At 62.5% G+C, this 4,437-nt stretch carries 3 protein-coding genes; all 3 read right to left on the bottom strand.

The window, feature by feature from the left end; genetic code table 11:
* Position 1 precedes the first annotated feature (1 nt).
* The gene (gene gcvP / locus AC2FI9_RS22615) at positions 2–2,857 is read right to left on the bottom strand and encodes an aminomethyl-transferring glycine dehydrogenase (RefSeq protein WP_496770958.1); all 2,856 of its coding nucleotides are present in this window, start codon (positions 2,855–2,857) and stop codon (positions 2–4) included.
* A gap of 112 nt (positions 2,858–2,969) precedes the next feature.
* A complete protein-coding gene (gcvH, locus tag AC2FI9_RS22610) occupies positions 2,970–3,335 on the bottom strand; it encodes a glycine cleavage system protein GcvH (RefSeq protein ID WP_058271403.1) in 366 nt (121 codons plus the stop codon).
* A gap of 19 nt (positions 3,336–3,354) precedes the next feature.
* On the bottom strand, positions 3,355–4,437 hold a 1,083-nt coding region (gcvT, locus tag AC2FI9_RS22605), incomplete at its 5' end, for a glycine cleavage system aminomethyltransferase GcvT (protein WP_496770956.1).

Here is a 4,437-nt window from a genome sequence, read left to right as displayed (position 1 = left end):
TTTACTCAGCGGCTTCTTCGTATGCGTCCATTGGGGGGCATGTGCAGATTAGGTTTCTGTCGCCATATGCGTTGTCGACGCGGTTTACGGGGGACCAGTATTTGTCGACGCCCATGGAGCCTGGGGGGAAGCAGGCCTGTTCGCGGCTGTAGGGCCGGTCCCAGTCGCCGACCAGATCGCGCACCGTGTGGGGGGCGTTTTTCAGCGGGTTGTTCTCCGCGTCGATCTCGCCGTCGATGATGTCCTGCGCTTCGGCCCGGATTGAGAGCATGGCGTCGCAGAAGCGGTCCAGTTCGTCCTTGGGCTCCGATTCCGTAGGCTCGACCATCAGCGTGCCGGCCACTGGCCAGGACATGGTCGGCGCGTGGAAGCCGCTGTCGATCAGGCGTTTGGCCACGTCATCAACGGTCACATGCGCAGCCTCATCCAACGGACGGGTGTCGAGGATGCATTCATGCGCCACCCGACCTGTCTCGGACGTGTAGAGGATGGGATAGGCATCCTGCAGACGCGCCGCGATGTAGTTGGCGTTCAGGATCGCCACCTTGGTCGCCTGCGTCAGACCCGCGCCGCCCATCAGCAGCACATAGGCCCAGCTGACCGGCAGAATGGACGGCGAGCCGAAGGGAGCGGCCGAGACCGGACCCACGGCGGTGCCGTATTCCGGGTGACCCGGCAGGTGTTCCTCCAGATGCGCCTTGACGCCGATCGGACCCATGCCGGGACCGCCGCCGCCATGCGGGATGCAGAAGGTCTTGTGCAGGTTCAGGTGGCTGACGTCGCCGCCAATGTCACCCGGACGCGAGAGACCCACCATGGCGTTCATGTTGGCGCCGTCGATATAGACCTGACCGCCGTGATCATGGGTGATCTGGCAGACCTCCTGAACGGTGGTCTCAAACACGCCATGGGTCGAGGGGTAGGTGATCATGCAGGCGGCCAGATGGTCCGAATGCTTCTCGGCCTTGGCGCGGAAGTCATTCAGGTCAATGTTGCCGTTCTCATCGGCTTGCACCGGAACAACCTGATAGCCCACCATCTGCGCCGAGGCCGGGTTGGTGCCATGCGCCGAGGTCGGGATCAGGCAGACATTGCGGTGCGCCTCACCCCGCGCGGCGTGATAGTTGCGGATGGTCAGCAGGCCCGCATATTCACCCTGCGCGCCCGAGTTGGGCTGCTGCGAGATCGCGTCATAGCCGGTGATCTGGCACAGCTTGTCGTTCAGATCGTCGATCATCTCGTGATAGCCCCGCGCCTGATCTTCGGGGCAGAACGGGTGCAGATTGCCGAACTCGGGCCAGGTGACCGGGATCATCTCGATCGTGGCGTTCAGCTTCATGGTGCAGGACCCCAGCGGGATCATTGCCCGGTCCAGCGCCAGATCGCGGTCGGCCAGACGGCGCATGTAGCGCGTGATCTCTGCCTCGGCCCGGTTCTTGTGGAAGATCTCGTGGGTCAGGTACGGGCTTTCGCGCAGCGCGTAATCGGGCAGGCGATAGACTTTGTTTGAGCTGTCATCGGTGCGATCGATGCCGAAGGCACCCCAGACGGCCTCGATGGTCTCGGGCCGGGTCTGTTCGTCCAGGCTGATGCCCACCTTCGTGTCGCCGACCTTGCGCAGGTTCACACCGCGCGCCACCGCGGCCTCCATCACGACATTCTGCAGGTGGCCGACCTCAACCGTGATGGTGTCGAAGAACACCTCAGGTTCCACGGCAAAGCCTGCCTCTTCCAGGCCAGCGGCCAGACGCGAGGTCTTGCGGTGCACCGATTGCGCGATGGCCTTGATGCCGTCGGGGCCGTGATAGACGGCATACATCGAGGCAATGACCGCCAGCAGCGCCTGCGCGGTGCAGACGTTCGAGTTGGCTTTCTCGCGGCGAATGTGCTGCTCACGCGTCTGCAGCGCCAGGCGGTAAGCCTTGTTGCCGCGCGCATCGATGGACACACCGATGATCCGGCCCGGCATGGACCGCTTCAGCTTGTCGGTGGTTGCCATGTAAGCGGCGTGCGGGCCACCATAGCCCATAGGTACGCCAAAGCGCTGGGTCGAGCCGATGGCAATATCCGCGCCCATCTCACCTGGTGACTTCAGCAGCGCCAGCGACAGGATGTCGGCGGCGACGATGGCGATGGCTTTGTGCTCATGCAGCGCCGCAATCTCGTTGGTGAAGTCGCGCACATGGCCGTGGGTGCCGGGATATTGGAAGATCGCGCCAAAGACCGATCCTGCGTCCAGCGTGTCCGGGTCGGCCACCTGCACGTCGATGCCCAGAGGCTCCGCCCGGGTTTTGATCACCGCGATGGTCTGCGGGTGGCAGTTCTTGTCGACGAAGAAAGCCGCGTTGTTGGCCTTTGACCGCCCGCCGCGCTTGGCCATCGCCATCGCTTCGGCTGCGGCTGTGGCTTCGTCCAGGAGCGAGGCGTTGGCCACGTCCAGCCCGGTCAGGTCGCTGACCATGGTCTGGAAGTTCAACAGCGCCTCAAGCCGGCCCTGGCTGATCTCGGGCTGGTAGGGCGTATAGGCGGTATACCAGGCCGGGTTTTCCAGGATGTTGCGCAGGATCGGCGCCGGCGTGGTGGTGCCATAGTACCCCTGACCGATCAGCGAGGTCAGAACCTTGTTCTTGCTCGCCACCTCTTTCATGTAAAAGAGCGCATCGCGTTCGGTCATCGCCGGACCCCAGTCCAGCGGCTCTTTCTGCCGGATCGCAGGCGGGACGGTGGCGTCGATCAGCTGGTCCAGCGTCTTGAAGCCAATCACCTTGAGCATGTCGCGCATTTCCGTCGGGCTGGGCCCGATATGGCGGCGGTTGGCGAAGTCATAGGCTTCGTAATCAGTCAGTTTGAAGGCCATAGGTCATGCTCCTCAGGGAATGTCTCGCCCGGCCGCTCTGGCAGGAGCCTCCGGCGGGGATATTTTTAGCCAGATGAAGGGGCGGATCCGCGAAAGGACCCGCCGTTTGGGTTTACCCGATCAGGGCCTTGTAGCCGTCCAGATCCATCAGATCTTCCAGCTGCGCGGCATCCGCGATCTTGATCTTGTAGATCCAGGCCTCACCCTCGGGATCTTCGTTCAGCGCGCCGGGGTTGTCGGCCAGCGCTTCGTTCACTTCCGTGATCTCGCCATCGACCGGGGCATACAGCTCGGAGGCGGCCTTGACGGATTCGATCACGCCGATCTCACCGCCTTTTTCAAACTCATCGCCTGCTTCCTGCTGCTCCACGAACACCACGTCGCCCAGCTGTTCAGCCGCGTGCTTGGTGATGCCCAGAGTGGCCGTGTCGCCTTCGACGGTCAGCCATTCATGCTCTTCGGAATAATAGGTTGCCATGTTTGTCTCTCTCCTGACTTCAACGCTTGTAATTCTGTTTGACGAAGGGCAGCGCCACGATCTGCGCCGGCTGCGGCTTGCCCCGGATGATCAGGTTCACCGTCTCGCCCGGCTCACCGTGGCCCTTGGAAACATAGCCCATCGCCACCGGTCCGCCGACCGTGGGGCCAAATACGCCCGAGGTGATCTGACCGATCGTATTGCCCTCGGCGCACTGGATTTCCACGCCCTGACGCGCTGGAGCGCGGCCATCGGGCTTGATGCCAACCAGCTTTTTAGCAGGGCCTTCGGCCAGTTCCTTCTGCACGCGGTCTGCGCCCGGAAAGCCGCCTTCTTCCTTGCGGCGCTTCTGGATCGCCCAGCCAAGGCTGGCCTCAATCGGCGAGGTGCTCTGGTCGATGTCATTGCCATAGAGGCACAGACCCGCCTCCAGCCGCAGGCTGTCGCGCGCGCCCAGACCGGCGGCTTCGCAATCCTCATGCGCCAGGAACGCCTTCGATACTTCGATCGCCTTGTCCTCGGGGATCGAGATCTCGTAGCCGTCCTCGCCGGTGTAGCCCAGCCGCGAGATGCGGCACTCGACACCGTTGATATCCGCCACGGTGGTTTCCATGAACTTCAGATCCCGCGCCGCCGGGCAAAGATCACCCACGACGTTTTCCGCCGCCGGGCCCTGAACCGCCACAAGCGCGCGGTCGAAGATCTCGGTCACTTCGACGCCATCCAGATTATCGCGCATATGCGGAATGTCCTGATGGCGCAGCGCTGCGTTCACCACCACAAAGTAGTGATCCCCCGCATTCGACACGATCAGATCATCCATGATCCCGCCGTCCGCATTGGTGAAAAACCCGTACCGCGCCTTGCCCGGCTTCAGGGTCGCATAGGCCTGCGGGCACAAAGCTTCCAGCTTCTCACCCACATTCTCACCCCGAAGGATCACCTGGCCCATATGAGACACATCAAACAACGCCGCCTTCTCACGACACTGCTTATGCTCCCCCATAATCCCCAAAGGATACTGAACAGGCATCTCCCAACCAGCAAAATCAACAAGCTTACCCCCCAACTCAACGTGCAAGTCATACAAGGGGGTGCGTTT

It is taken from the genome of Ruegeria sp. CDSA246 (assembly GCF_059611225.1).
Note: the sequence above shows the minus strand (reverse complement) of the source record. Positions and strands in the feature narration are given on the sequence as shown.